The following is a 26417-nucleotide window of genomic DNA, read 5'->3' on the forward strand; positions in this document are numbered from 1 at the left end:
ATTTATTGCCCTGCTATTGTATTATCAGCAATAATTTTAGCGTCACCAGCTGAGGCTTCGTCCCCAGTAACTTTAGAAATTAGTGGAATACGCACACAAACCTCTAAGCCACCATCAGGATGATTAATAGCTTCGACTTTCCCATGATGTAGGCGGGCAATACGACTAACAATCGCCAAGCCTAAGCCGCTACCTTGGGTAGTTCGTGCTGTCTCTCCGCGCTCAAAGGGCTGCATAATACGCTCCAACTGATCCTCTGCGACGCCTTCACCACAGTCACGTACACAAATCACTAATTGCTCATTAGCCTCTTTATTCACTTGGCTTTCTCCACCTATCTCACTATCTTCTTCCAGCTCAGCCTCGCTAAGAATGGGTACTACCTTAGCCGATAAATAGATCGGTGGCTTACCATAACGGTTAGCGTTGTTAACTAAGTTGATGATCAGGCGTTTGATTGATAAAGGGCGTACGGGAACGGCGTTATTACATTCAGACTGATAGATAAACTTCATCGGCGCAAACTGCACCATAATCTCTTTAAATATAGTGTCTAAGTTGGTTAAGCGCACTGGTTCATCAGAGCCATCTTTCATAAATGAGATAAACTGCTCTAAGATCGCATCCATGTCCTCTACATCATAAATAAGCCCTTCACGGAAAAAGTCATCCGGCAGCATCTCAGCAGTTAGGCGCATGCGGGTCAGAGGAGTACGCAGATCGTGAGAAATTCCAGCGAGCATAATAGTACGCTCTTTTTGTGCTTGGTTAAGGGTAGTGAACAGACGATTAAACGCGGTGTTTACTTGCCGAATCTCAGTAGGACCACTATTCGTTGGCAAAGTAGTCGCATGACCCAGACGGATATAATTGTTTGCTGCCCGCTGCAAGTAACGCAGTGGACGATTAAGCTGACGCGCTAATAAAATGATAGTCAATAAGGTCAATATTGGTAAGCCAAACAAAAATAATATTAGTAATACTGGACTGTACTGTGAGTAATAGACCACCGACTCGCGAATCCAAAAGCTAGTATCACGACTGTCTTGTACCCACAACTGGGGAGTAGGTTTAAATTTAAAATACACTGCTACAGGACGCCCAAGTTGAGCCCCAATCTCATGTTGCAGCACGTCAGTGAATAAGCCTACAAAAGCTTTATCTTCCACCTTTGGGAAGTCGCTAGGGTTATTCACTACTGCCACATGTGAGTGCTGATAGACCCACTGCTGCATTTGTGGATTATCTCGCCAGTCACGTTTGACACTATTCATTAGACGCAGCTCACTAGTCAAATAGCGTGCATGGCTTTTGAGCTCTGGTAAATAAAGACTGCGCCAAAAAAACCATATCGATAAGCTAACGCTAATGATTACAATAAAAGTAACCATCATCGTGGTTTTCCAACTATTGGAATAGGAGCGAGTAAACCAGCCTTGACGGCGTGAGCGTGGATTCGGAGATATCATAAGCAGTTGTGGCTCTGGACAATAGGTAATAATGTATGAAGTATAGTGCAATAGTTATTCAGGTGCTATGGGCACTACTAGACTTTTCACTAACCAAACGCCAGCTCTAAGAATCGGCAGGCATTCGTCAGAGTGATTAGCGTTAAGTCACGGTTATAAAAGCATTAAATAAACCTAGTTTAGGTGTTTAATAATAAAATACTATGTTATAATTACGCCCTTTTTGGTATACCTGCGAAAGAGAGAATTCACATGGTTGTTATTCGTTTAGCACGGGGCGGTGCCAAGAAACGCCCATTTTATCAAGTAGTAGTAGCAGATCAACGCCGCGCGCGTGATGGCCGTTACATCGAAAATATTGGCTTTTTTAATCCGCTAGCTAAAGATTCAGAAGAAGCAGTACGCGTAAACATGGAAGCGTACAAGTCTTGGATCGAGAAAGGTGCACAACCTTCAGATCGCGTTGCTTCTTTAGTAAAGTCTTATAACAAAGCAGCTACTACCGAAGCTAAAGCTTAAGTATTAGTTTATCGGCTAATTAGATAAGTAAATGATTAAACAGCGTCAGTTATTTAATCATTCATTTTTATTAGCCCGCTTTAAAACATAGCGTAACTGGTCTAACCAGGCTACGCCATTAACTGTTTATTGCTGTTTTAAGTGGCTGTTGATGTTCACATTAATAAGTGCTTATACAAAGCTAGGTTCGCTGTTATGTCATCTGCTCCAGACGCTAAATCCCTCATGAAAATTGCCCAGCTCAAAAAGCCTTACGGCATTAAAGGCTGGTTATGGTTATTTAGTGAAACTGATAATCGCGAAGACATATTTGGCATGCAGCCGTGGTGGATGAAAACCGCTACTGGTATGAAGCCGTTGACTGTCAAAGCTTGGCGTCAGCAAGGTACAGGGATCGTTGCTCAGTTTGAGCAAGTTCCTGACCGTAACGTCGCTGAGACTATGAACGGAGTTACCGTTTGGGTTGAGCAAGATATACTACCAGAGACTGCTGCTGATGAGTTTTATTGGTCAGATTTGGTAGGTATGCGAGTCATAAACGAGCAAGATGAGTATCTAGGTGATATCACCGAAATGTTTGAAACGGGTGCCCATGATATTATGCGTGTAGCCGTTACTTCAGACAGTATAGATGGTGAAGAGCGTCTGATACCTTGGCATAAGCAAACCGTAGTGCAAGTCGATAAGACTAGCAAAACGGTAACTGTAGATTGGCCAAGCGACTACTAATAACAGACTGTTAGTTCAGTGTGAGTAGCCGTCATTTACCTCTAACAAGTTAAGGTGATGACACTAAGCTGAGTAGTTAAACAAGCGGGCCTAAGATGTATTTTGCAGTGATTAGTATTTTTCCTGAGATGTTTGCATCGATTCGTGATTTTGGTATTACGGGGCGAGCAGTGACTCAGAATCAGGTCACTATAGAGTGCATTAACCCGCGTGATTATACTACTGATAACTACCGCCGTATTGACGAACGTCCTTATGGTGGTGGTCCTGGCATGGTCATGATGGCTGAACCTTTAGCGCAAGCTATTGATGATGCTCGTCAGCGAGCTAGCTTACATGGCTGTCGTATTGACAAAGCGCATTGTCCGGTGATTTATATGTCACCACAAGGGCAAACGCTGAGTGAGAGTAAAGTGCTCGATATGGCTGAGTATGACGGCATGATTATATTGTGCGGTCGTTACGAAGGCATAGATGAGCGCTTATTAGCACAATATGTTGATAGCGAAGTGTCAGTTGGTGATTATGTGCTTACTGGTGGCGAGCTGCCAGCGATGGTACTAATGGATAGTGTGATTCGTCGTCTACCAGATACTATGGGTGATGATCAATCAGCTGAGCAAGACTCGTTCGTCGATGGCTTGCTTGACTGCCCACACTATACTAAGCCGCATGAGTTTGCAGGTATGGCTGTCCCGGAAGTGCTACTTTCAGGTCATCATGCCAACATTGCCAAGTGGCGTTTTAGTCAGCAAGTTGAACGTACGCAAGCGCGGCGTCCAGACTTATGGCAAGCGTTTACTCCCAATGTTCAGCAAGCGAAGTGGCTAAAAGCCTTAGCAAAAGCAGACAGCAATAACCGTTAAAAAATAGTTAATCGTTAAAATTTTGCGCAATAACAAAACAGGTCATACCATAATGGCCGTTTGTATAACCCTTACCTTGTATCTTATTACAGATATAATTAATTATTACAAACAGGTGATATGCGCTTAGCCTCTATTATCTAATGTGAGGAGATAACTCTCATGAGCAACAAGCATCCATTAGTTCAAGTCATCGAAAATGCCCAACTACGTGAGCACCCAAGCTTCAGCCCAGGCGATACTGTCGTGGTTCAAGTAAAAGTACGTGAAGGCGATCGTGAGCGTTTACAGGCCTTTGAAGGCGTTGTTATCGCTAAGCGTAACCGCGGTCTAAACTCAGCATTTACTGTTCGTAAAATTTCGAGCGGTGTTGGTGTTGAGCGTGCTTTCCAATTGCATTCACCTATCGTTGATAGCATTGAAGTGAAACGTCGCGGCGCTGTTCGTCGTGCGAAACTGTACTACTTACGTGAGCGTTCTGGTAAATCAGCACGTATCCGTGAAAAACTTGGCGCTCGTCCAGTTAAAAAAGTCGCTCAGAAAAAGACTGATGCTAACGTTCCAGCCGATACTGCACCAGGTATCTAAGCACTTATTTAAGACTACCGTTACTTCAGCTTCATTCATTGATGGATAGGTTGAAGTAAATCAGTAGACTTAGTGCTCGCTACAAGCCCTTATTCATAGGTTTATCATATTAATAAGTAGGCGTACCAAAAAAGACAAAACCCCAATCTTGCTGATGCCAGATTGGGGTTTTTGTATCTATAGACTTTAATATTAGTCAAGCTGCTAATCTATTAGTCACTTAATCAACAGTATCTACTGGACTGCTCTGGTTTTTAGATTTGCTGTGTTTACGCAGACGAATATAGACCGTTTTAGTCACAGTAGCGATAATTTTTTGTTGATCATCGACGATGTCGGTCTTATAGTCACGAAATACCGCTTCACCCTGCTCTGCTAGGTCACGGATAGTGGCTATCTCATCATTAGGGATCTTCATACGTGCGGTGACTCTAGTTTTGCCAGGGGCGATAAACTCAATATGTGAGCTTTTGTCCCAAACCACATAGCTACTACCAAGCTGGTGCATCAACATAGTCATATAAAAAGGATCAACCATCGAATACAGGCTACCGCCAAACTGGGTGCCAACGATATTTTTATTCATCGCATTGAGCCCCATGCTAACTACGCATAAGCCATGATCAAGATTGACATGCTCAACTTTAATACCGGCACCAACATAAGGCGCATAAGTATTAATACGCAATTTAAGCAAATGAGGTGACAACAGCGGCATAATGTTTTTTTTAGTCTTACGCTTGAACGACTCAAAATTCTTTGGTAATAGGTTCATAGGGTTGTCCTGTTGTTTTTTATAATTATAGCGGTTATCTAAGCTTTAGCTGCGCAAAAGATAACCATAATAGTTAAAAATAGCAGCACTAGCCAGTCTTAAAGGGTAATTAAAGCAATGCTTATCTTAAGCATGAATGAGCGCTGATGCAAGCCAAGCGCTAGCGTATCACCTTAGCATTTCGGGGTTATCGTTTTTGGGTATGTAGATACTATTGCGGTGAAGATGGCAGCAACTACTGGTAAAGTAGTAACGGTCGGCACTATTGCTGCTACTTTTGTGCGCCCTTTAGGGCTAAACTAAGATTTTGTATTAGAAAAAGTAGGCTATAAGTTATTAACTACTGCTGCATCTGGATTTTATAGGTACTAGATGCGCATTCAAAACCAGTCAAACCTATCTTTACTTGATCACTTACTTGCCCACTTACTTTGGCATAAGGTATTAGTATCTCGTATAGTGAGCTTACTATTATTTAAGGTTAAGATCTTTATAGTTATAGATGGACTTATAGTTGTAATGTCGCTTTAATGTGGTTTTGCTACCGCTTTACCCTGATGCGTTGTTGCAATAACAGTAGAATTGCCCCATAAATAAATGCATTACAGCATTTTCTGAGAGTACAGTTCACTATGGTCACTGATTCAAAATCAAGCGTTGTTGACGATGAAAAGCATATCGATAATAAAAAGATAGCCATCGATAAAGAGGATAAGCAAGCTCGTCTAAAGCATCTTATTAAACGCCTGCCAAACTTGCCAGGGGTCTATAAAATGCTGGGCAAAAATGGTGATATTCTCTATGTAGGCAAGGCTAAATCGCTGAAAAGTCGGGTTAATAGCTACTTCGCTAAGACCATTGATCATCCAAAAACTCGTGCGCTAGTGGCTCGTATTCATAATATCGAAACCATTATTACTCGGAGCGAGACTGAAGCGCTATTGCTTGAGCAAAATCTGATTAAGGAGCATCGTCCGCCTTATAACGTTATGTTGCGTGACGATAAATCTTATCTCTATGTGTTTATTTCTGCCGATAAACCTTATCCACGCTTGGCTTATGGTCGTGGCAAAGGCAATCATCAAAAGGGTAAGTTTTTTGGGCCATTTCCTTCGGCACATGCGGCTAAAGAAACTTTAGTGCTAATGCAAAAAATGTTTCAGATGCGCCAGTGTACTAATAGCTTTTTCAAACAACGTAAGCGCCCCTGTTTAGAGTATCAGATCAAGCGTTGCCGTGCCCCTTGCGTGGGTTTAGTGACCCCTGAGGATTATATCGAGGATGTGAATAATACTATTCGCTTTCTTAAAGGCGATTCTAGCGATATTCATAGTGCCTTGATTGAAAAGATGGAAGGTGCGGCTGAAGAGCTGGATTTTGAAAAAGCGGTTTTTTATCGAGATCAGCTATCGATGCTACGCGAAGTGCAGGCGCGACAAGCAGTTTATACTATAGAAGGTGAGGCAGATGTGATCGCCATTGCCAGCCAAGCGGGTATGACCACAGTGAATGTGCTCACCGTACGTGGCGGGCGAGTACTTGGTGGTAAGAACTACTTCCCTGATGTAGATAGTAGTCTGCCACTAGAAGATAATCTATCAGCTTTTATAATGTCGTTTTATTTCCAAGTAACCGATGATTTGCCGGGCGAGATTATTTTAAGCCACAAGTTACCGGATCAAAGTGCTGTCGCTGAAGCCTTGGCAACCCATTTCGGTAGTAAAGTGGTAATAAAAAACAGCGTACGTGAGCACCGTGCTGAATGGTTAGATTTAGCAACGCTCAATACCAATAATGCTTTGAAGACTAAGCTGGGTGATTATTTAGAGCTGCATGCTCGCTTTGGCGCGTTGAAGGATGTACTAGCCTCAGTAAGTGATCGAGTGATCGATCGTATCGAATGCTTCGATATTTCGCACACTATGGGTGAGGCGACTATTGGTAGCTGCGTAGTGTTTGACCAAGGGGGCTCAAGGCGTCGTGACTATCGGCAGTATGCCATTCATGATATCGTTGGCGGTGATGATTATGCGGCGATGAAGCAAGTACTGACCCGCCGCTATAAAAAGCAGCCGTTGCCAGATTTACTGTTGATCGATGGTGGCAAAGGTCAGTTAAGTATGGCCAAAGAGGTATTGGTAGAACTCAATATCTTGGGTGACACTCTATTAATTGGCGTTGCCAAAGGTGAGGGGCGTAAAGCAGGGCTAGAAGTGCTGCATTTCTTAGATCACGAGCCGCTCGACTTGCCTATGGATAGCAAAGCGCTGCATTTACTGATGCATATTCGCGATGAAGCGCATAGATTTGCGATTACTGCCCATCGTAAAAAGCGTGACAAGCGTCGCTCATCGTCAGTATTAGAAGTGATCCCTGGGCTAGGGGAGAAGCGTCGCCGTGACTTACTCAATCATTTCGGTGGTTTACAGCAGTTACTAGGTGCCTCGCAGCAAGAGCTGGCAGGGGTGCAAGGTATAGGGCCAATACTAGCCAAGACCGTCTATAAAGTGTTGCATGAGTAATCTACAAATCAGTGGCTTGATTGACATAAACCACTGATGCAAAACCTGATGGCGATAGCCAATAAGCCACTATTAATTAGTGGCTTTTCTTTGGTAAGTCACAAATTTAAAGTCTAAACTGCTTTTGTCATCATGCATTTGCTCAGACTGCTGCGCTACAGTGAAGTCACTAGGTAGCTGAGGATAAAAAGCATCACCAGCCTCAATTTCAGTATCAACATGAGTCAGCTCAATGCGATCGGTATAGAGTAAGGCGTCGCTAAATACTTTTTCACCACCGATAACCCAAATAGTCTCTAAATGTGCACCATGCGCTAGACTGGCAGCTTGGGTCAAAGCATCATCTAAGTTATGCACTACGTAAGCGTTGTCTTTGCCCTCTAAGCCTTGTTGCTGGGCATAATCTAGCTGGCTAGTAATAATAAAGCTAACCCGCTTAGGTAAAGGCTTGCTGCCCATAGATTCAAAAGTTTTGCGACCCATAATAACGATGCCTTTTATGGCATTGACGGTTTCTGCAGTAGTTAGCTGTTTAAAATGCTGCAAATCGGCTGAGATATGCCAAGGTAAATCATTGCCTTTACCGATACAACGATTGTTACTAATAGCGGCGATTTGGGCCACTTGGGTATTGGCATAACTCATGGAATATCCTTGATCATTAATAAAAAATGGCTTAGTAAAAACAGCATGGTATAAATACTAGCATAGACACTAGCAAAAATAGTAGTTATAAGTAGCGTTTATACTGTTATTATTAATTCAGGCTTAATAACGGCATATGACTAATAATTATCGATAGTAGTATCTTGCTAGCTCACAGCGTAGCTGGCACGGTTAAATGGCATTGTTAGGATCTCTATAGGCAATATTTTAGTGGTCTAACATTGGGATTAGTAGTAATCAATGCTCAACGACATAAGCAAGATATGTTATGTTTTATCAATACACGTAAAAACACTTAATCCTAGCTTAGAAGTTACCCTAAAACCCTATCAATCAACGAATCTATAAATTGAAATCACGTCTCTTAAGACTGCTTTATCTTCTGTTTTAGCTGTAGGTTATCTTCAATAATATATTCAGCGAATTTCTTTTTAACATAATCACTGTTATGGGAACAAGGAGCGCCAACATAGTGAGAATTTAAACCTTCGATTGTAGGATGATTGGTATCAATCAGCGTCAGTCACGACTAAATGCAATTTGCACATTATCTTGCCCAAATATATCGGCTAATTTATCAGGCTGGTTCACTCTACCAATACGCGTATAAGAATATGATGAGGAGAAATTCTTATAAAATACCACTAACGTTGATGAGCCATATAACATGATGTCACCATTATGAATGGTATTTGCACGACTGGCATTCGTTGGCACTGCATTTGGTAACTGGGTATGCTTCTCGTTACTGTGCAAGTCTTCCATATTTAACGTTAAGGGTAATTGTGCCGCAAAAGCGTTCGCAGTCGCATTGTCTTCAAACGTCACTTCAAAACGATGTCCGTTAACCTTCATCCACATCCTCAATTGTTCCTTTTCTGATATCGGTTGCACCGTATTATTGTGGCTTGTGTTTTGTGTCACGTCTTGATGCACAACGGGTGAGTTTGATGTACCATTTTGATAGTCAGCACAAGCGCTTAATGCTGACATGACACCAATTGCCATCATGATCATCATGCGGTTATTCACATTCATCTGTCAAACTCCCTTAAAGCAGTTACCTTATGGCCAATCGCGATGTTAAGAACGCAGAAATCACTAAAATAATTGCACTAAACACAAACGTTGCTTGATAACCGCTATGATCAAAAAGTACACCACCCAATGTTGAACCCGAAGCAATAGCCAGCTGAACTACCGCTACCATTAATCCACCACCTGCTTCTGCATTTTCTGGTAGCGTTCGAGCAAGCCAAGCCCACCACCCAACGGGTGCTGCTGTTCCTAAAAACCCCCACATGCCGAGCAATACAGCCACAATCATGGTCGATGTACCAAAAAATATCAGCGTCGCTGCAATTGCCGCCATGAGAATAGGAATCACAATCAAAGTTGCATAAAAACGCCGCTCCAAGAAAATGGTAATCACACACGTGCCAATAAAACCCATCACGCCAATGCCAAGCAAAATCAATGACAAGGTAGAAATACCAACTTGGGTAACGGTCTCTAGAAAAGGTCTTATATAAGTAAAAAGCGAGAACTGCCCCATAAAAAACAAACTGACTGCCAACATACCAATCATCACGACAGGATTACGGAGCAACCCCAAAATAGAGGGAGGTTTTTCTGTTTGATCTATGGTGACTTGCATGGAAGGTAAACTGATCCACTGCCAAATAAATGCCAGTATGGCGACAGGAACCAGACAAAGAAAAGCGCCGCGCCAACCAATGATTGAGCCAAGATAACTCCCTAAAGGGGCAGCAATGACCATTGCCAAGGCGTTGCCACTGTTAAAAATGGCCATTGCACGAGGTACATCTGAGCTGGGTACTAAACGCATTGCCATCGCCGCCGACATTGACCAAAAACCGCCGATAACCATCCCAAGCAAAGCTCGGCCTATCATGTAAACCATATAATTTTGCGCAAGCGCAACAATGGCTCCTGATATAGCCATAATGGCGGTTAAAAGCAACAATAGCGTTTTACGATTCATGCTACCTGCTACACGAGAGACCGTCAAACTTGTGATAACCGCAAAAGCACCTGAAATGGCAATACCTTGACCCACCATCCCTTCACTGATTTTAAGATCTACTGCGATCGGCGTGAGTAGACTCACCGGCATAAACTCTGATGCAATCAATGCAAAAACGCATAAGGTCATGGCAAAGACCCCACTCCAGTAAGCGGGCTGTTCTATATTCTTGTCTACTTCTTTGGTGCTTAACATACACACTCTCGATATTGTATTGAGACTCTATTAAAAAAACGGATTTTAAACCAAACCAAAAACTGGCTACCACGTAGCCGGTTGTCTTTATAACTCACTATCTTGCTTTTTATTTCAAATTTTTGTTAAAAAAGTCTGTTAACTTGTCAAAGGGAATTTTATCCATGCGGTCGTATAAATCGACATGGTTCGTATTTGGTAAAATGAGTAGCTCTTTTGGTTGTTTGGCTTTTTGATAAGCATCTTGACTAAAATAAAGCGAGTGGGCATCCTCACCAGCAATGATTAGAATAGGACGCGGAGATATCTCGTCGATGTAGCTCAGCAGTGGCATATTCATAAATGATAAAGGAGTCGTCGCCGTCCATGCTCCACTGGAATTAACTGAGTTTTTATGAAAACCCCGAGCCGTGCGGTAGTAATCAAAAAACTCTTTTTGTACAGGGTTTGGATTGCTATCTAACGCTTTAGGCAAAATACGATCCGCCGTGGTCACTTTACCGTTATCGTCCACATAGAGGTCATGATTGGCTGTCGCAGGTTGGCCTTTTTCTGCGTCTACCCAGCGTTGTTGATTGAGGTGTTTTAATACCGCTTGACGATCGTCCGCATCATAGCGATCATTACCGTCACCTACCCCATGTCCCATCGCACGGCTCATATCGTACATGCTGGTCGTGGCGACCGCTTTGATGCGTGTATCCATCGCCGCCGCATTCAGTCCCATGCCGCCCCAGCCACAGATACCAATAATGCCAATCCGATTTCTATCAACTTCAGGACGTAATCCTAAGTAATCTATTGCCGCACTAAAATCTTCAGTATTGATATCTGGTGAGGCTACATTTCTAAGCTGACCGCTGCTTTCGCCCGTATACGAAGGGTCAAAGGCAATAGTGACAAAGCCCTGTTCTGCCATTTTTTGGGCATATAATCCTGATGACTGTTCTTTCACAGCGCCAAAAGGCCCACCAACAGCCAATGCTGCCAGCTTTTTACCCTTATAATTTTTTGGTATATAAAGATCTGCGGCAAGCGTAATGCCATAACGGTTTTTGAACGTTACTTTTTGATGTGTGACGCTGTCACTTTTAGTAAAGGTTTTATCCCATTTTTGTACGAGTGGGACGGTAGATGTGGCTGCATGTGCCATATGATTCGCTCCAAGAATGGTTGAGCTGACAAGTAATCCCAAGCTAAACTTTTTTAACATTGATGGTAAGGTCATTGGACTTCCTTTTTGATAATAAATAATCACGTATCTGATGATTACTTATCATATGTGAGAGGGAATAGCCGTGTTCTAAACAAGACAAAGTTTTTTAAAATATATTCTTTGAAGTCATGAGATTATCTTATACTTCTACGATTCTAGTGATAATACCCATTTTTTAACTTTTATTTATTCACTCAGGTTCTGAATATGCGACAACAAGAGAATTATAATGAGCTGCATGCTTTCTTATTGGTTGCTCAAGAAAGCAGTTTTACTAAGGCCGCTGTCAAACTTGGGATATCACAATCCGCACTGAGCCGCTCTATCAAGTTATTAGAGCAGCGCTTAGGTCTACAGTTATTCACGAGAACCACACGTAGCTTGTCTTTGACACAGGCAGGTGAGCAGTTATTTGTGACCGCTGAGCAGAGTTTTGGCTCGTTAGATAGGAAGTTGGATGGACTCAAGCATTTACGCGAAACGCCTGCAGGGTTGGTGCGCATCAGTGCTGGTCAGTATGCTATTGATAAAGTGCTGTTACCAAAGCTGGCCAAATTCAAACAGCTATATCCTGATATTGAATTGGAATTGATAAGCGATACTGCGTTGTCGGATATTGTCAGCACACAATTTGATGCCGGCGTTCGCTTTGGTAGCTTAGTTACTGAAGGCATGATATCAGTACGTATCGATTATGATGAGGAGATTGCTGTGGTCGGTTCGCCAGACTACTTCAATGAGTTTGGCCTTCCTAAAACCCCAATGGATTTAAACGATCATAATTGTTTGGGCTATCGATTTATGAGTGGCGGCATGTATCACTGGGACTTTATGGTTGATGGGCAGCCATATAAATTAAAGACGCAAGGACAATGGGTGTTTTCGACTGATTATTCAGTGATTGATGCTGCAAAACGAGGACTGGGTATTGGTTATGTGCCTATCGATATGATTAAAAATGAGCTAAAAAACGGCAAGCTTATTCATATATTGAGAGAGTTCAGTCATACCTTTAGCGGTTTTCATTTATATTATCCGCATCACAATGTGTCACCTGCGCTACGAGCCGTCATTGATGCTTTGAAGCTCAAATAATAGTTATTCGAGCCCTTAGTATGAAGTTTTCCTGTAGAAATGAGCAGTACATTTATTTTTTGCCTAGATTGGGTATACCCCAAGGGAACCATCTATTTTACGCTATAAACCTATTAACAGACTACTTAAAACAGACTGCTATAATGGAACCACTTATAACAGACTATTTTAGGTGTTTATGTTTATCAGAGCGTATCTACGAGCGTCTACCAAAGAACAAAATGCTAAGCGTGCCAAAAGCGAACTCATAGCATTTGCCAAAGATAGTGACTACAAAATTGCCACCTGCTATGTTGAAAACTTATCAGGAGCTACTTTGGTGCGACCCCAGTTAATGCAGCTGATTGATGAAGATCATGCAGGCGATGTGATACTAGTTGAGCAGATAGATCGCTGATTTCACCCACAGGTTTGTACAATCAAGTCTCAAACTTTATAATACTTAAGAACTTGTCAGGTAAAATGTGCCGTGACCGCATGGCAATAGAAACACAGCCTGATGAGAAAGAAGTTTAGTCTAACTAAGGTGATTGAATGAAACAATATCTAGATTTGTGTCAACGCATAATCGATGAAGGTGTATGGGTTGAAAATGAACGAACTGGAAAGCGTTGTTTAACCGTTATTAATGCTGATTTGCAATATGATGTAGGAGCTAATGAGTTCCCTTTAGTAACTACTCGCAAAAGTTATTGGAAAGCAGCTATCGCAGAGCTGTTGGGGTATATACGTGGATATGATAATGCCGCTCAGTTTCGGGCGATTGGCTGTAATACTTGGAATGCCAATGCTAATGATAATGAAGCTTGGTTAGCCAATCCTTATCGTAAAGGTGAGGATGATATGGGCCGAGTCTATGGTGTACAGGGACGCCGTTGGTGTAACTCAGTAGGGGAGGAGTTCGATCAGCTTCGTAAGATTTACGACAATCTGCGCAACGGGATTGATGACCGAGGTGAAATTCTAACTTTCTATAATCCAGGTGAGTTTGAGATGGGATGTTTGCGTCCTTGTATGCATACTCACACGTTTTCATTGCTAGGAGGAAAGCTGTATTTAACGTCCTCGCAACGTTCATGTGATGTGCCATTAGGTCAAAACTTTAATCAGATCCAAGTTTTTACCTTATTAGCTTTAATGGCTCAAATTACCGGCCATGAAGCAGGAAGTGCTTATCATAAGATAGTAAATGCACATATTTATGCAGATCAGTTAGAGTTAATGCGCGATGTGCAATTAAAACGCCAACCTTACCCCGCAGCTAAGCTGCATATCAACCCTGAGATTAAAACTCTTGAAGATATCGAAACTTGGGTCACATTGGATGATTTCAAAGTTACCGACTACCAATACCATGAGCCCATTGCGTATCCATTTTCTGTATAAGCAGATAGCTGTAATCAAAAGATGAATTGAAAACACTGAAAAGATAACTTATAGGCTGAGCAGGAAAAATAGTCTTTGCTAGATTTTCTGCTCTTAACCCCTTACTAACTTTTATAGAAGCTACTTGATGCTTGCTTGCGCAAAGCCCTTAATAAGCCGCTTGTTTACCCCAATCATAAATACCACGCTTATAAGCATAAGCTATCAAGAAGATACCAATGAGGATCATTGGAGCGCTGAGTATTTGCCCTTTAGTCATCCAACCTAATAAGATAAAACCTTGATCCATATCTGGTTGACGGAAGAATTCAATGATAAAGCGGCTCAAGCCATAACCTAGCATAAATACGCCAGTAACCGCCATACGTGGGCGTGGCTTCGATGAATACCACCATAAGAATAAGAACAGCAGCAAGCCTTCAGCAAGCGCTTCATAGAGCTGTGAAGGATGGCGCGGCAATAGGGATTGTCCGTTTACTTCAGTAACTAAAGCTTGTAGCGTAGGATTGGTTTGCAGTAAAGTAATATCAGCTTGAGCGGCTTGTGGAAAAAAAGTAAGCCAGTTATAGCCCCCATCAGATACTCGTCCCCACAGCTCACCATTTATATAGTTGCCGATGCGTCCGAACAACAGTCCTGTGGGCACACAAGGAATGATAAAGTCCAGTACTTGAAAAGGCGTCTTTTTATATTTACGGGCAAAATATAGCATGCCAAGGCCAACGCCAATCAGGCCACCATGGAAAGACATGCCACCTTCCCAAACTTTAAATAAGTAAGCTGGGTTCTGTAATAATTCGCCAAACTGATAAAACAATACGTAACCAACACGGCCACCCAATATTACCCCTAGTGCACCAAAAAACACTAAGTCAGATACCATATCGTTCGACCAGTTATCACGTTTAGTACTGCGATACCAGGCGAGACCATAAGCGGCGGCAAAAGCCAATAAATACATCAGGCCATACCAATGTACGGCTACTGGGCCCATGGATAGAGCTACAGGATCATACTGTGGGTGAATCATCATAAGGGCATCATAATATGGATAATAAAATGCTGACTATCATAACAAATTTTACGCTCACGGACATCATTAGCATGCAATGGATGGCAAAGGGTTTAGAAAAGCGATAGTATAGAAAAAAGCGTACTGACTACTAAGGGATTATTATGCAAGCGCACTCATCAAAGTCAATGACTTCACTAGTATCTGTCACTGCAAATCCACAGCTAGTAGCCAACGCTAGCCTGGGAATGGCCAGCAATAAATGGCTGCCCTTATCACTAGTTACTACCGCTGCATTAACTATGATTAGCCCTAGTGTACAAGCGGCTGCGAGTAGCGTAGAACAAGTCACTATTTATCAAGGTTTGGCTAGCGTAACTCGGGCCCTACCTATCACTGGTAGTGGTGAACAGACTTTAGTTTTTTCTTGTTTATCGCCTTATATTGATAAAGAAAGTTTGAGTGTTCAGGCCTTGGGCAATGTCAACATCGGTGAAGTGAGTATCGAGGAATTAAGTGGTGAGCAGGCGGCGCAGTGTCAGTATCAAGGCGATGCAAAAGTACAAGTTGGACAGCAGAGCTTAGCGACGATTAAAGCTGAACTAGAGGCCGCACAGTTAGCCAAAGCCTACTTGCAAAATCTGACTAAAGTTACGCAAATAACTATAGAAGGTACGCTGACTAATAATACTCGTGATATAGAAGCACAAGCTGCAGCTATTAATAAAAGAATCTTAGATATTCAGCAGCGCCAAGTGCGTGCACAAGATGAGCTAAATCAGCTGATGGCGGGCAGCACTACCTCGACTCGTGATAATGTTACCCAAGTCAGCGTACGTACGGCTAGTCGCAGCCCCAGCTCAGTCAAGCTGCATTATCAAGTGCGTGGTGCAGGTTGGGAGCCAACCTATCAGGCACGGCTTAACACAGAGAGTAAGCAGCTCAGCATTATTGCCTCTGCTATTATTGCCCAGCAAACGGGAGAGAACTGGATAAACGTGCCTTTGACTTTGAGCTCTGTCAATCCTAATCAGAACACTACTGGCCAACTGCCCAATGTGCCACGACTATCCTTATATGAAGAAAATAAAGACGGCGTCGTAAGTGTCCCACCGATGATGGAGCCTTCTATCGTAATGGTAGATGCGAGTTATGAGCGTTCTGCAAAAGTCGCAGGGGCAGCGCTGCCGAACTTTACGGTGAGCAGTGAAAATAAAAACGGTATTATCGAGTATAAGCTACCGCAGCGCATTAGTATTCCAAGCGATGGTAGACGGGTGCGTACTTTGATTGATGAGCAGTCAGGTAGCAGTAAGCTGTGGATTCGTAGTACCCCAAGCCAAGAGATGGCAGGATACTGGTATGCATCAGCGCCGTTTTTGACCCCAGCTTGGGTTGATGGATCATTACAGTTATACCGTGATGACAATTACGTTGGTCAGTCACGTTACAGCTATCAGCTGCTAAAAGAGCAGGGTATTGGCTTTGGTATTGACCCTAATACTATCGTTAAGCAGTTAGCTGACGAGGATAAGCAAGGCGATAAAGGGGCGTTTAATCGTACCCAAACCTTTACTAAGAAACAAGCTTATCAGTTTACTAACCAGCATACTCGCTCTATGCGCTTGCAGGTATTAGGTAGCGAGCCTATCAGTCGTGATGACAGTCTAAAAGTTGCCGTGACTCATACGCCACCTGTTACCGAGCGTGACTGGAATGATAATAAAGGCATAGTTGCTTGGGAGTTCGAACTACCGAGCAAACAATCACAAGTGATTCAGTCTACTTATCAGCTCAGCTATCCTGCTAATAAAGTATTGTCTGGTAACTATTAAAGCTAGTGATTGCTATGAGTGCTATGAGTGCTAGCTATTAACAATGCTAGTTATTAAAGCTGCTACTCATTAAAACTGGCAGTTATGAAAATCAGCCACTGTGGCAACAGAAATAAGGATAGTCATGTGCATAGTCGCTATTGCTTGGCAGTTATTTGATCAGCTGCCCCTAGTATTATTATCTAACCGTGATGAGTTTTTGCAGCGCCCAACTGAGCCGCTACATCAGTGGCTAGATCAGCCAATCTATGCCGGTCGTGATCGTCAAAGTGGTGGTACTTGGTTAGGTATCCATCAGCAGCTGCAACAGCATAAAAGTAACGATGCTGAGGGGTCAGCACTTTATCAGCACAATGGTCGTTGGGCCGCTGTATTGAACTTCCGTGATGGGATACAAGCAACTACTGATGAGCGGTCACGTGGTGAGTTAGTGACTGAATTTTTGACTAGTGATCTGACCCCGATGGCTTTTGCACGGCAGATTAACTTACAGGACTACGCAGGCTTTAATTTGCTGATTGGCGATGCTAAGCAAGCGATCATCGTCAATAATCGTGGTCATGCGCCTACAGCTTTGCATGCAGGACTGCATGTGTTATCTAATGGTCAGCCAGAAGAGCGTTGGTTTAAGACAGAACGGCTACGCGCTAGGTTACGCCAAGAAGTGCTGCCGTTAATAGCTGAGGATAGTGCGGCTGACTACTGGCAAGCAGCGGCCTTTGAGATATTGTCTGATTCCGTGCCAGCCCCAGCGCACGAACTGCCAGATACAGGTATTGCTCCTACTATAGAACAAGCGTTGTCTTCTATTTATATTGAGCCGGCAACTATGACTGATTTAGACGCTCCGATGCCGCTATATGGGACTCGTACGCAAAGCATCTTAACTTTGTATAATAAATACGATGCTGTTAGGCCAATAGAACTAGCCAATCGAAGGGCAGATTTTAAGATTCAGCTTATCAGTCGTGAGTTAGCGCATGTGGAGAGTTAGCAGTAGGGATAGCAATGAGTACTGCAGGGCTGATACATAGTGATAGCTAATAAGTACTAATATATTAATAACTAATCACTAAAGTAAATATGTTTATCTATCAAGCACAAAAATGCCTGTATCAAGTTCTAGATGATTTAGAATTTGATACAGGCATTTATGTTTTATGACCAGGGTTATTATCTGTTTATTCCATTAACAGATGATTGTTCTGGTCTGGAATAATCAACTCTTGCTTTAGCGGCAGCTCACGTACTAGCTCCTGTAAAGCGCGACGATATACTCCGCGTTTAAAGTGAATCACTTGTCCGAGTGGATACCAGTAGCTGACCCATTGCCAATGGTCAAATTCAGGTTTTCCTTCATCAAAGCGGATGTGTTGAGTATTTGGCTCATCTAAGCGTAGCAAAAACCATTTCTGTTTTTGCCCGATACACAAAGGATATTGTCCATGGCGCACATAGCGCTTGGGTAAACGATAACGCAACCAATCTTGCGTAACTGCTAATAAGTCTACGTGCCGCGGATGTAAACCGACCTCTTCCCAGAGTTCGCGATACATCGCATCCATTGGCGTTTCCCCATGGTCAATACCACCTTGTGGAAACTGCCAAGCGTTATGACCAATACGTTTTGCCCATAGTACTTGCCCTTGTGTATTTGCCAAGATGATACCGACATTGGCGCGAAAGCCGTCTGCATCTATCATGACTAACCCTTTTAATTTGTCTAAAAACAGCTCATTTCAATGCGATATAGTGATAGTGACCATAATTATTATTCGTTGGCTACCATCGATATCTAACAAAAATGAGTTTCATTACTGTCATTAAACCAAGAAATAGCCTAAATGTGTAATAATATTTTGCTATAAAATGTTTCATGAAATTAACATGCCCCATTGTCTACGCTATAGGGGATATTACATACTATTTCTATGACTCAAAACCAGAGTTTATCGGTGTTTAAATGGATAATAAATTTCAGCTAAGTAATAGTATTTTGCATTACTGATGCAAACCGATTAGCTACTTATTAATGAGAGGTAGCTGAAGTTAAAAAGGCTCAACTACTAGTAAATAATGGATAGGCAGTAGATGACAATTACTCTATAAAAAGCAGCATTATCCTGTGCTAAACTGATGTTATCTAATTTTAACTATTAATTTTTAATAACTGATTTTTAATCAGTTAAGTTTTAATAATCGATAATAAATTCAGCACCAAGCTTTGATTGGTGTAATCAGCATTTTATGACAAGGATATTGGATAATGGCAGAGTTAAAGGCAAGCGTAACTTGGCAACAAGACAAAGAATTTATGGGTGTAGCGCCTTCTGGACACGAAGTGCAGATAGATGCTGATAAAGAAAAAGGCGCAAGCCCAATGGAGCTGATTTTGCTCGGCCTTGGAGGCTGTGCTAGTTATGATGTAGTCTCCATTTTGCAAAAGAGCCGTCAAGAGGTTAAAGATGTACGCTGTGAGCTAAGCGCTCAACGTGCCGAAACAGTTCCAGCTGTTTATACTGCTATTCATATGCACTTTGTAGTAACAGGTACAGATATAGCGGACAAACAAGTAGAAAGAGCCATTAAACTTTCTGCCGAAAAATACTGTTCTGCTAGTCGCATGTTGGTACAAGGCGGTGTTGAAATCACTCATGATTTTGAAGTTGTTGCAGGTTAGGGGTAGAGACACTGATGAATTTACTTTTTGGGTTAATTTCTGATACTGCAGCATCGGCATTATGGGCGATGATAGTAGCGAGTTTGCTACCAGTAAGTTTGGCGATGATGGCTAAAGTGTTCGGCGGCTTTAATTTAGCTGATAATGCCCATCCACGTGATTTTTTACAACAGACTACAGGCGCAGCAGCACGTGCTAATGCGGCCCAAAAGAACAGTTATGAGACCCTGCCAGTATTTTTGGTGGCAGTATTAGCAGCTATGCTATTCTTCGTGCCTCAATCAATCATCAACATTTTAGCTTGGCTTTACGTGCTTATCCGCATTGGTTATTGCGTGGCTTATATCACTAATTTGCCAATGTTTCGCTCGATACTTTGGCTGTTATCGATGGCATGTTGTGTCATGCTATTTTACTTAGCGATTAGAATTAGTGCTTAATAGTAAAGCTAAACAGCATAAACTTAGTTCAAGATATCTACTCAAAATCAGCTTTTCTAAGTAAGTTTGCCATAGGCTAGCCTAAGACAGTCTAAGTTGTATAGCTATGGCATCTATTATCAGCAGTTATTATTGTTATCAGCAGTTATTATTATAGCGAGGTAGCTTCTAGCGCTATGATAATAGCTGCTTTATTTTTTTCACGTTTTAAAGCATTCCATAAAGGCTGCGCTTCGCTATAGTCTTTAGTCAGCATACCTAACCATTGCTTATAGCGACCGACTAATACTACATCGCTTTTGGCCGTACCTTGCAAAAATTTGATTTGATGAGTGATCAAGGTTTGCCATGATAGTTCAGGGGTACTCATCGAGTCAGTTTGTGGTAGTTCTAAGTCGAGCTTCCGTACTTCTGCAATTAAATCTGGACGAGTAACAGCGCCGCGACCTAACATCAAGTGCTTAGTTCCCGACTGTTGCATACAAGCCTGCGCTTGCTCCGCATTCCAAATCTCACCGTTAGCAATCACCGGAATGTCCAACGAGTTAAAGGCTTGAATCTTATCCCAATAAGCGGGTGGCTTATAGCCTTGGGTTTTAGTTCGGGCATGAATAGTCAGCCAATTGGCACCACTAGCAGCGATAGCTGCTTGGATATCATCCATTCTACTAGTATCGGTATAGCCCAATCGTATCTTGGCAGAAACGGGTATATTGGCAGGAACGGCCTGACGTACAGCGCTAATAATCTGATACAGCACTTCAGGCTCATCTAACAGTACTGAGCCACCACGATGGCTATTGACCGTCTTAGCAGGGCAGCCGAAATTAATATCGATAGCTGGCGCGCCAAGCTCACAAGCATAAGCGGCATTTTCTGCCATTAGCTGGGCTTCGCTACCGAGTAGCTGGATATGAATAGGGGTACCCGATGCGGTCTTGGCATCATGGTGCAGTTCTGGCACATATTTATAAAACACATGAGCGGGCAAGACGTGCTGAGTGACTCGTATAAACTCACTGACTGACCAATCATAAGGCCGGCCTAAATCCACGGCAATTTGAGTTAAAATTTGGCGCATTAGAGGGTCAGTCAAGCCGTCCATTGGCGCGAGAAGGCGGACAGGGCTGGCAAAGAATTTGTTTTGAAAAGACATTGAGCTCATAGGGTATAGTCTAAAAAATACATGATAGCTTATCGGTATTTTTCTATGTTGGTTTGAGTTGATATTTTAAAAGGTAGTGGCTATTGGATTAAACATTATCGTGCTAAGAGTTTTAAAGTGTAGCGGAATTAAGTCCTATAGCTAGCGTAGGCTAAGTTTTTCAGTCAGCTTCAATATTTTGTAAAATTAAGATGCTGGGTTAAAAACCCAGCCTACAAACAATCAAGCTCAGTTTAAAGAATTGTGAATATATCCAACCAAACTTAAGACCCATAAATCACCTTTTTACCTGTCTGCAAACCTGATATTAACGGTTGAATATTATGGATATCTAAATTGCTTTGTGCGCGGGTACAAGCCACATAAAGCAAGCGTAACTCCTCAGGGCTAATCTTAATACCATTAGTAGTGACATCATAATAAAAGTCATCATCGAGCTGGACACGACCCCACTCTAAGCCTTTGGCTTTATGCGCGGTTGAAATCACATAGTCAGCATTTTCGATACGGGTGAGACTATTCACGGCTTGCGTCAATACTTTGGTGCCATGGTCATCGACTAGCTTGACCAAAGTCTTTAGGTCACTGCCTTCATTGGTTTCAGAGTATTCCTGTACATCTGACCAATTATAAAAGTATGCTAACTCAGGAACCCCATAAGCCGACTTACCATTCTTCAGATTTTCAGCAGCTTGGCAGAACTTAAGCATGCGCTCAGTATCCGCTTGTAATGCTACTCGATGACCTAGTTTTAATCCCGTTAATAACTGTGACATAGCTGCGGCATTCGTACGACAGAGGATGGCATCTTTTTTGCTATGTACTAGCCCTTTTTCAGTAGAGGAATTTTTATTAGGGTTGCCCACTAACGGCACGTCTTCTTGCAATGCTTTTAGCAAAGTATTAGCAATCTCAGCGATAGGATCGCCGAAACGGAAAGACTGAGTCAATAAAGTTTGCGGTAGCGGTAGTTTTTTCATCGCATTAACAGCACCACGCCACTCATAAATCTGCTGATGCGCATCACCGACATAGATAACTTGCTTCGACTGCTGGGTTAATATGCCCATCATTAGTGGATCAGCATCTTGCGCTTCATCGAACAAAATGAAGTCAGCAGGAATGCTAGGTTTAGATAGCGCCCATAATTTCAGATAAATATCATGACCGATACCCGCCGGATGGCGAGGGTCTATGGACTGCAACCAACGCTGTTCAACAGCAGGATACAGCATCTCACGCAGTTGCTCGGCATCAGAATCATCGAGCCATTTAGGAAATTCGATATGTCTTGGCGCCGGATAGCTGGCATGAGTACTACAAAAACCACTTACCGCATCACTGACAAAACGTGCCAAGCGTGCTGGTGTTAAAGTAATATATTTATTAACCCCATCCATCTGTCGACGCACTTGTACTGGCTGCAAGCCTAGATCATCCCCTAAGCGTTTGGGTGAAAATCTCGGTAGTGATAACTTAGCGGTAATATCTCGTGGCACGTGACGGTAAGCCAGCGAATGAAAAGTGCGACAATCTACATGACCGGGAAACTTGGAGCGGGCATCATTAGCGATGGCTTTATTAAAGGCTAAATATAAGCCGCGGCCACGTAAGCGCTCACCAATTAGTTTTAGGGTAGTGGTTTTACCAGCTCCGGCATACGCCACCACTTTGAATGACTTATGGTCCATCGCCATATTGAGCGCATTTAGCTGCTCATCGGTAGGACTACTCATATAAGCGGGCATAGATGCGGACATAAACAAGTTACCTGATAATAGGATAAAGATTGAACTATAAAAATGAATAAAACTACAATCAACAAAAGCAGTAGTGCTAAAAAAAGCCAAGGTATAAACGATGGCCCGTAGACGTTAGCGAATATCAAAACTCTAAGCGTTATAAAATAATGAGAGCCATAAGTATTTGAAAAATATTGAAATATTGGAATTTATAACGCAATTAATATTAACAGTATAAAGGATATTGGCATTAGATAAGTAAGGCAATAATCAACGCTTCGGTTACTAGTTTTTTACTTATCCTCAATCAAAATAACTGTCCTAAGTGCTTAGCTCGAACCTTGTTCTAAATCTGTATTAAGCTGTTTTTGGTTATCTTTCTTAATTAAAATTTTAGCCAGTAATAAGCCTAACTCAAACAATAACCACATAGGGATAGCTAACATCAACATTGATATGCCATCAGGCGGCGTGACTATTGCTGCTACACCAAAACAACCAACGATGATATAACGACGTTTATCCTCTAAGCTCTGAATGGAGACTATACCGACCAATATCAATAAAAAGGTCACTACTGGAATCTCAAAAGTCAGGCCAAATACCATAAACAACTTTAGCGCAAAGCTGAGATAGCTGTCGATATCAGTCATTGGTAGGACGTTTTGTGGAGCAAACATAATAAAGAATTTCAGTACGCCCTTGAGCACGATAAAGTAGGCAAAGGCGACCCCAGCGTAGAACAGCACTATAGAAGATAACAATACTGGAACGGCGACCTTCTTTTCTTTCTTATATAAACCAGGCGCTACAAATGACCATATTTGATACAAGATAAAAGGCATAGCAAAAAAAGCAGCGACAAAGATCGTCAATCGAATCGGTGCCATAAAGTTAGAGGTAATATCAGTAGCAATCATCGTCGAATTAGCAGGCAGCTGAGCAACTAACGGGTCTGACAAAAAGTCATACAGCTCGCGTGAAAACCCTACTAAAGCCAAAAATATTACTAACACTGCCACGCATATCTTGATCAGATGACCACGTAACTCAATGAGATGTTGGGTAATAGGCATGTCGCCTAAGCTATCTAACAACTCATCAGGCTCACTAGCGTAGCTATTTTTGTTTTCAATGCTTTCAGTAGCAATAGTGGCCTCTTCTGCCGCTGATATTTTCTGTTGGCGAGTCTTTTTGCGTTTAAATAAACTCATTAATTCGCCTGCTGTTTATCTAAAGCGCTATTATTCATTGAGCTATCTGCTTGCTTTAAGTTATCCAAGCTATCTGGTTTATCCAAGCGAACCGAGCTATTTACGCTATCTATGCTAATTACGCTATTTAAGGTAGTAGAAACTGCTGGAGCGGTATATAACAACATATCAGCCTGATAGTTGGGTAGATAAGGCGCTGCTGGCAAACGCCTTACTCGGTCATAATCGCCTAAGCGAAACCACATGTTTTCCCATGGCCGAGTAATTATCAGTGGCTTAGTAGTCTTCGCTACAGTTGCATTACTAGTGACTGTCTCACCCTCAATTGCTGGCGCTGACTTATCCCCTATTGAATCAGTTGCACTGCTCTCGTAAGCATAGGCAAACTCTGCCGGTAAATTTTTTCCAGACGGCTGTTGAGTGCTATCAGTTGCAGAAGAGGGCATTGGGCTTTGCTGCGACTTGAGACTATGATTCTGTGAGTTTTCGAACGCTTTTATGCTACCGCGCATCTCTGCCATTTCGCGGTCCATATCGGCTTTGGTCTTGCGGATGTTAGCCAGCTCATCTTGCATCTGTTGCCTAGTCTCTGCCAGATCAAGTTCGGCTTCTATTTCAGATTGGATAGTAGAGATGGTACGACGCAGTTTGGCATACCATTTCCCAGCAGTACGGGCAGCTTGTGGTAACTTCTCAGGACCCAAGACAATTAAGGCGATTACGCCAAACAAGAATAATTCAGAAAAGCCGATATCAAACATAATGGTCAAACATCACTATCTAAAACAGTTTAAAAATGACAGTGGCAAACTGCTTATGTTATACCTTGCGCTGATCATCGACAGGAGCAGGGCTAATTTCGATATCATCAACCTTAGTACCTAGCGGTCTATTTAAATCGTTATTTGCAGCATGCAAACTAGCATCATGATCAAGCACTCGATGTTTTTTGGCATTTTCAGCCTCTTCATCTTTCACTGCTTCTTTAAAGCCTTTTACCGCACCGCCTAAATCTTTGCCAGCATTTTTAAGCTTAGAAGTACCGAATATCACTACGACTACTACTAATAGAATTAACCAATGTGTAATGGAAAAACTGCCCATAACGTTGTCCTTATCTCTTGACTAGATCAGTATCTTTTTTGTCCAAAGCCATCTATCAGCACGGTTTAAATTTCACAATTAAATGCAATAGCCGTTAACTAAAAATAAAATCTTGTCAGCAGACAATACTTTAGGCAATAGCGCTATATTATAACGCTATTGCTATGGAAAAGGTAAAAACAACTTTATTTAGCCTAGTCACTTTGTTAGAGCTGTCAATAGCTAGCTATTGATAGCTCAAGATTGACGAGAGGCTTTTTCATCAATACCTGAAAGACCAAAGCGTCGTCCTAGCTCACTTAACACTACGTCTGACTCGATATCGAACCAAGCCAAAGCTACCAAAGTATGAAACCAAACGTCAGCTACTTCGTAGATAAGCTCATGCCGTGCGGCATCATATTGGTTTTTGTCAGTCAGCGCATTGCTATTGGCCAAATCTTTGGCAGCGATGATGCTTTCAATGGCTTCTTCACCTACTTTTTCTAGAATCTTATTCAGCCCGCGTGCATATAAGCTGGCGACATAAGAGCTATCAGCATCGGCTTGTTTGCGCTCGTTGAGCACTTTATCAAGCTGCTGTAGGATTGACTCACTAGTAGTATTGCTAGGTTGATTAGTGTCAGCACGATTTGCGCTATTTACTGTTGAGGTAGAGCTTAGGACTTTATTAGTGTCTTCTGTCTCAATACTATGGTCAACAAGATTTTTTTGTTCAGTAGCATTGTGTGCAGCGCCATATATGGCAGCAGGATCTTTTAAAATATCATCGACTGCTTGCCATTGAGGGCTGGCTCCAGAAGTATCTAAGCGCTGATAAAAGCAGGACTCTCGACCAGTATGGCAAGCAATACCGCCAATTTGAGTGACGCTGAGCACAATAACATCAGCATCACAATCTAGACGGATATCGTGAACTTGTTGAGTATGACCGGAGGTCTCGCCTTTATGCCAAAGTTTGGCACGCGAACGAGAAAAATATACCGCGGTCTGAGTCTGTGCCGTCAACTGCAAGGCTTCAGCATTCATCCAAGCCATCATAAGAATGCGGCCTGATTGATGATCCTGCGCAATAGCAGGAAGCAAACCGTCGTCATTGAATTTTACAGCAGTAAGCCAAGCAGGTAAGGGCTGGGTAGGGTCAGTCATAGT

The 26417-nt window shown here is 42.3% G+C and carries 26 protein-coding genes; 12 read left to right on the top strand and 14 right to left on the bottom strand.

The features are described from left to right. Positions 1-2 precede the first annotated feature (2 nt). Entirely contained in the window at positions 3-1469 is a 1467-nt protein-coding gene (locus JMY09_RS07125) for an ATP-binding protein (protein WP_201622906.1), read from the bottom strand. A 252-nt stretch (positions 1470-1721) separates the two neighbouring features. On the opposite strand from JMY09_RS07125, the gene rpsP reads away from it, so the two are divergent. From rpsP to rplS, 4 genes are all read left to right on the top strand, one after another. Then, a complete protein-coding gene (gene rpsP / locus JMY09_RS07130) occupies positions 1722-1988 on the top strand; it encodes a 30S ribosomal protein S16 (RefSeq protein ID WP_201622907.1) in 267 nt (88 codons plus the stop codon). Positions 1989-2183: 195 nt separating this feature from the next. Further along, entirely contained in the window at positions 2184-2717 is a 534-nt protein-coding gene (rimM, locus tag JMY09_RS07135; protein ID WP_201622908.1) for a ribosome maturation factor RimM, read from the top strand. 95 nt (positions 2718-2812) lie between these two features. Further along, positions 2813-3583, top strand: coding sequence for a tRNA (guanosine(37)-N1)-methyltransferase TrmD (gene trmD, locus JMY09_RS07140; protein ID WP_201622909.1), 771 nt, complete (start codon positions 2813-2815; stop codon positions 3581-3583). A gap of 162 nt (positions 3584-3745) precedes the next feature. Continuing rightward, complete coding sequence (rplS, locus tag JMY09_RS07145; RefSeq protein ID WP_201622910.1) at positions 3746-4171, top strand: 50S ribosomal protein L19; 426 nt, start codon at positions 3746-3748, stop codon at positions 4169-4171. Between the two features lie 220 nt (positions 4172-4391). On the opposite strand, the gene JMY09_RS07150 is transcribed toward rplS, so the two are convergent. Next, a complete protein-coding gene (locus JMY09_RS07150; RefSeq protein WP_201622911.1) occupies positions 4392-4946 on the bottom strand; it encodes a DUF4442 domain-containing protein in 555 nt (184 codons plus the stop codon). Between the two features lie 692 nt (positions 4947-5638). Here JMY09_RS07150 and uvrC point away from each other — a divergent pair. Continuing rightward, on the top strand, positions 5639-7468 hold the full coding sequence (gene uvrC / locus JMY09_RS07155) for an excinuclease ABC subunit UvrC (protein ID WP_373416600.1): 1830 nt from the start codon (positions 5639-5641) through the stop codon (positions 7466-7468). Positions 7469-7540: 72 nt separating this feature from the next. Here uvrC and JMY09_RS07160 read toward each other — a convergent pair whose 3' ends face one another. The 4 genes from JMY09_RS07160 to JMY09_RS07175 form a co-directional block, all read right to left on the bottom strand. After that, positions 7541-8113 carry a dihydrofolate reductase gene (locus tag JMY09_RS07160; RefSeq protein WP_201622913.1) on the bottom strand — a complete coding sequence of 191 codons (573 nt, stop codon included), beginning with the start codon at positions 8111-8113 and terminating at the stop codon, positions 7541-7543. A 540-nt stretch (positions 8114-8653) separates the two neighbouring features. After that, positions 8654-8989 carry a cyclophilin-like fold protein gene (locus JMY09_RS14530; protein WP_227677217.1) on the bottom strand — a complete coding sequence of 112 codons (336 nt, stop codon included), beginning with the start codon at positions 8987-8989 and terminating at the stop codon, positions 8654-8656. A 205-nt stretch (positions 8990-9194) separates the two neighbouring features. Then, positions 9195-10376, bottom strand: coding sequence for an MFS transporter (locus tag JMY09_RS07170; protein ID WP_201622915.1), 1182 nt, complete (start codon positions 10374-10376; stop codon positions 9195-9197). 109 nt (positions 10377-10485) lie between these two features. After that, positions 10486-11529, bottom strand: coding sequence for an alpha/beta hydrolase (locus tag JMY09_RS07175; protein ID WP_227677218.1), 1044 nt, complete (start codon positions 11527-11529; stop codon positions 10486-10488). 270 nt (positions 11530-11799) lie between these two features. Here JMY09_RS07175 and JMY09_RS07180 point away from each other — a divergent pair, with 270 nt between their 5' ends. The 3 genes from JMY09_RS07180 to JMY09_RS07190 all read left to right on the top strand — a co-directional run bounded on the left by JMY09_RS07180 (position 11800) and on the right by JMY09_RS07190 (position 14073). After that, a complete protein-coding gene (locus JMY09_RS07180) occupies positions 11800-12687 on the top strand; it encodes a LysR family transcriptional regulator (RefSeq protein ID WP_201622917.1) in 888 nt (295 codons plus the stop codon). 178 nt (positions 12688-12865) lie between these two features. After that, entirely contained in the window at positions 12866-13084 is a 219-nt protein-coding gene (locus JMY09_RS07185) for a recombinase family protein (RefSeq protein WP_201622918.1), read from the top strand. Positions 13085-13221: 137 nt separating this feature from the next. Continuing rightward, positions 13222-14073 carry a thymidylate synthase gene (locus tag JMY09_RS07190; protein WP_201622919.1) on the top strand — a complete coding sequence of 284 codons (852 nt, stop codon included), beginning with the start codon at positions 13222-13224 and terminating at the stop codon, positions 14071-14073. Between the two features lie 148 nt (positions 14074-14221). Here the strand turns inward: JMY09_RS07190 and lgt are convergent, their stop codons facing one another. Next, positions 14222-15106 carry a prolipoprotein diacylglyceryl transferase gene (gene lgt / locus JMY09_RS07195; RefSeq protein WP_201622920.1) on the bottom strand — a complete coding sequence of 295 codons (885 nt, stop codon included), beginning with the start codon at positions 15104-15106 and terminating at the stop codon, positions 14222-14224. 143 nt (positions 15107-15249) lie between these two features. On the opposite strand from lgt, the gene JMY09_RS07200 reads away from it, so the two are divergent. Both JMY09_RS07200 and JMY09_RS07205 read left to right on the top strand, forming a co-directional pair. Continuing rightward, the gene (locus JMY09_RS07200) at positions 15250-16920 is read left to right on the top strand and encodes a DUF4139 domain-containing protein (protein WP_227677219.1); all 1671 of its coding nucleotides are present in this window, start codon (positions 15250-15252) and stop codon (positions 16918-16920) included. Positions 16921-17044: 124 nt separating this feature from the next. Continuing rightward, positions 17045-17914, top strand: coding sequence for an NRDE family protein (locus tag JMY09_RS07205; RefSeq protein WP_201622921.1), 870 nt, complete (start codon positions 17045-17047; stop codon positions 17912-17914). A 187-nt stretch (positions 17915-18101) separates the two neighbouring features. On the opposite strand, the gene JMY09_RS07210 is transcribed toward JMY09_RS07205, so the two are convergent. Beyond that, the gene (locus tag JMY09_RS07210; RefSeq protein WP_201622922.1) at positions 18102-18623 is read right to left on the bottom strand and encodes an RNA pyrophosphohydrolase; all 522 of its coding nucleotides are present in this window, start codon (positions 18621-18623) and stop codon (positions 18102-18104) included. Between the two features lie 563 nt (positions 18624-19186). Here JMY09_RS07210 and JMY09_RS07215 point away from each other — a divergent pair. Together JMY09_RS07215 and JMY09_RS07220 are read left to right on the top strand one after the other, a co-directional pair. Further along, positions 19187-19600 carry an OsmC family protein gene (locus JMY09_RS07215; RefSeq protein WP_201622923.1) on the top strand — a complete coding sequence of 138 codons (414 nt, stop codon included), beginning with the start codon at positions 19187-19189 and terminating at the stop codon, positions 19598-19600. Between the two features lie 14 nt (positions 19601-19614). Continuing rightward, positions 19615-20040, top strand: coding sequence for an MAPEG family protein (locus JMY09_RS07220; RefSeq protein ID WP_201622924.1), 426 nt, complete (start codon positions 19615-19617; stop codon positions 20038-20040). A gap of 151 nt (positions 20041-20191) precedes the next feature. Here JMY09_RS07220 and JMY09_RS07225 read toward each other — a convergent pair whose 3' ends face one another. From JMY09_RS07225 to hisI, 6 genes are all read right to left on the bottom strand, one after another. Next, positions 20192-21196 carry a tRNA dihydrouridine synthase gene (locus JMY09_RS07225; protein ID WP_201622925.1) on the bottom strand — a complete coding sequence of 335 codons (1005 nt, stop codon included), beginning with the start codon at positions 21194-21196 and terminating at the stop codon, positions 20192-20194. A 272-nt stretch (positions 21197-21468) separates the two neighbouring features. After that, a complete protein-coding gene (locus tag JMY09_RS07230) occupies positions 21469-22965 on the bottom strand; it encodes a UvrD-helicase domain-containing protein (protein WP_201622926.1) in 1497 nt (498 codons plus the stop codon). 311 nt (positions 22966-23276) lie between these two features. Then, complete coding sequence (gene tatC, locus JMY09_RS07235) at positions 23277-24023, bottom strand: twin-arginine translocase subunit TatC (RefSeq protein WP_379606621.1); 747 nt, start codon at positions 24021-24023, stop codon at positions 23277-23279. Positions 24024-24160: 137 nt separating this feature from the next. Next, entirely contained in the window at positions 24161-24922 is a 762-nt protein-coding gene (tatB, locus tag JMY09_RS07240) for a Sec-independent protein translocase protein TatB (RefSeq protein WP_201622972.1), read from the bottom strand. 58 nt (positions 24923-24980) lie between these two features. Then, complete coding sequence (gene tatA, locus JMY09_RS07245; protein ID WP_201622928.1) at positions 24981-25265, bottom strand: Sec-independent protein translocase subunit TatA; 285 nt, start codon at positions 25263-25265, stop codon at positions 24981-24983. Between the two features lie 237 nt (positions 25266-25502). Then, positions 25503-26414, bottom strand: a complete 912-nt coding sequence (gene hisI / locus JMY09_RS07250) for a phosphoribosyl-AMP cyclohydrolase (protein WP_201622929.1) — start codon at positions 26412-26414, stop codon at positions 25503-25505. Between the last annotated feature and the right edge of the window lie 3 nt (positions 26415-26417).

The sequence above is a fragment of the Psychrobacter urativorans genome, from assembly GCF_904846695.1.
GTDB lineage: Bacteria > Pseudomonadota > Gammaproteobacteria > Pseudomonadales > Moraxellaceae > Psychrobacter > Psychrobacter urativorans.